Below are 2,217 nucleotides of genomic sequence, written 5' to 3' on the forward strand. Positions count from 1 at the left end.
ATCGCGGACTCCTCTGAATAGGAAGACGCAGTTGCTGGCTATCCAGTTTACGCCAAGGAGCCTGAACCGTCGATGAACGGCGGCGCGTCTACACAATGTCGGGTCCGCGATATGAACGATATTGAGGCGAGCCGTGTTCGTCACGCGCCTGCACATCTTTGAGCGTCGCACGAATGTCGCCTGAGCCCAAGTTGTCGCCATAGATTGTGACCTCATAGGTGTCGCCCGCCCGTTCCTCCGGGTAGGTGGATATTCCGGCGACGGCCAGTCGCGTAGTGAACCGATACAGTGGGTCGTCATCGTCTGAGTTCCAAGCGGATTGCGGCGTGTAGACGTTGTAATTGACGGCAGCTTCGACGCTCGCCTCGCAGCGCTCCACTCTGATGGCGATGCGCGTGTGTTCGTCTTCGCGCCTTTTCTGACGCTTCGTCTTGCGGGCATCGGATCGTCCGTCTGGCTGATTGTCCCGTTCGCCCGATCGCTTTTGATCTTAGTATAGCGCTTTTTCACAACGATTTCGCACGGATTCCGCCGATAGCGTCCGCCAGCATTTCGCCGACATTTATTCGACCAATATTCGACGCATCAGGATTCGAATTAACTAAGTGCTTGATTTTGCTGGTACGCCCCAAGGGGATGAAACTGAGAACTGGACGATCAGGCATGTAGCCTGCTCATGACGCCCGTTTCCGGATGATCCAGCCGATGCCTCCCGCAAGCGCGATGCCGAGTAGCGGCCATTTCGCCCAGAAAATCCCGTTCCAGGTCAGCAGGTTTACACCGACGACCCCCAATGCGACGACACTCAGCATGGCGACGCCCCGATTGATGAGGCTCGTCATGCTTGCCCAGCGGAGGCCCGCCAGAACCGCCACGGCGAGCATCGGCCACTCAGCCCAGAAAATCCCATTCCACGAAAGCACATTGATGGCCACCAACCCCAGCGCGATCAAGGCAAGCAGAAGGAATTTCCGGCTGATCCTGCGCCCGAGGAAAGCGCCAGACCGGTCGGCGTCGCGCGACCGCCCGTCAGCGGCCGGTTCGGCGCGGCGCGCCACCGCCTCGGCCCCGCTCTTCTCACCGCCGATCCGGACAACGTAGCTCGGCACACCTTCTTCGATGTTCTTGATGGCGAGGTCGCCCAGGAACTCGAACCCGACCGCCATTTTGTTGCGGACCTGATCGTACACCGTATTTGAGATCACGATCCCGCCTGCCGGGGCGGCGGTCTGAATGCGGGCGGCAATGTTGACGCCGTCTCCATAAATGTCATCTCCCTCGACCATGACGTCGCCAAGGTTGATTCCAATCCGAAAGCGCATCTGCGTTTCGGCCGGGCGAACGGCATTGTGCCCGGCCAACTCGTTCTGAACGTCGATGGCCGTCCGGACGGACTCGACCACGCTCGGGAATTCGGCGATCAACCCGTCGCCCCAAGTGTTGACGACACGCCCGCCACGAGCCTCGATTAGGCGCGCCATTGCGTCCCTGTACTGTTTCAGAGTCGCCAGCGTTCCTTCTTCGTCGGCTACCATCAGGCGCGTATAGCCCTGAACATCCGCCGAGAAGATGGTCGTCAGTTTGCGTCGTGTCGCCGACATTGAACTGTCCCTGCTCGATGAGAGCAGCCGAAGCTTGCCGTGCTCCGGTGGCTGAGTCTACGTCGCATTCCCGCGTCGCATGAAGATACTGAAAACACTCTTTCTGGGCGCGGGGATGGCGGTTCTGGCCGCAGCGAACAGGAAGACGCGTTGTGTCGACCGGAGGGCCAGAAAAGCCGCCCGGCGGGGGAGGGTCCCGAAGTCATGGATGGTGACCGCTTCCGTCGCGTCCTGCGGAAGCTGCATCGTCGACGTTTCGCGTTCTTCTTATTTTGCGGGCCGGAGCGCCAGCTGCCAAGCCCGGAGCCCCGATGGAGCCCGGCAGGCCGCTGTCGAGATCACCGTGGTGATTGTACCGGAGGATCGCAGCGGCATGCCGTGCGACGTCGTCCAAGTAGACCGCCGCGTGAAGCGAACCGATCCCCGGCACCGTCATGGCCTGATCCGAACTGGAAGCCTGAAAATGCGATCCGGATTTTGGGCTCGTTTTAGACTCAGAATTCGATTGGGAGTGCAAATTTCCCGTAAACCATTGAAAAGATTGGCACGCCGAAGGGGAATCGAACCCCTGTTACCGCCGTGAAAGGGCAGAAAACCACTACCGTTCATGACACAT

Annotated in this window: 1 protein-coding gene and 1 tRNA gene; both read right to left on the reverse strand. The window is 59.8% G+C overall.

Going from position 1 to position 2,217, the window contains the following annotated elements; genetic code table 11:
* Window positions 1–674: 674 nt before the first annotated feature.
* Complete coding sequence (locus BQ8794_RS23595; RefSeq protein ID WP_077381048.1) at window positions 675–1,601, reverse strand: adenylate/guanylate cyclase domain-containing protein; 927 nt, start codon at window positions 1,599–1,601, stop codon at window positions 675–677.
* Between the two features lie 542 nt (window positions 1,602–2,143).
* Window positions 2,144–2,206: transfer RNA gene (locus BQ8794_RS35730), tRNA-Ser, on the reverse strand.
* Window positions 2,207–2,217 lie beyond the last annotated feature (11 nt).

The organism is Mesorhizobium prunaredense, from assembly GCF_900156895.1.
Classification (GTDB): domain Bacteria; phylum Pseudomonadota; class Alphaproteobacteria; order Rhizobiales; family Rhizobiaceae; genus Mesorhizobium; species Mesorhizobium prunaredense.

Excerpts from the sequence above, each read along its gene's own strand:
- BQ8794_RS23595 (WP_077381048.1), bottom strand. The coding sequence starts at position 1,601 with ATGTCGGCGACACGACGCAAACTGACGACCATCTTCTCGGCGGATGTT.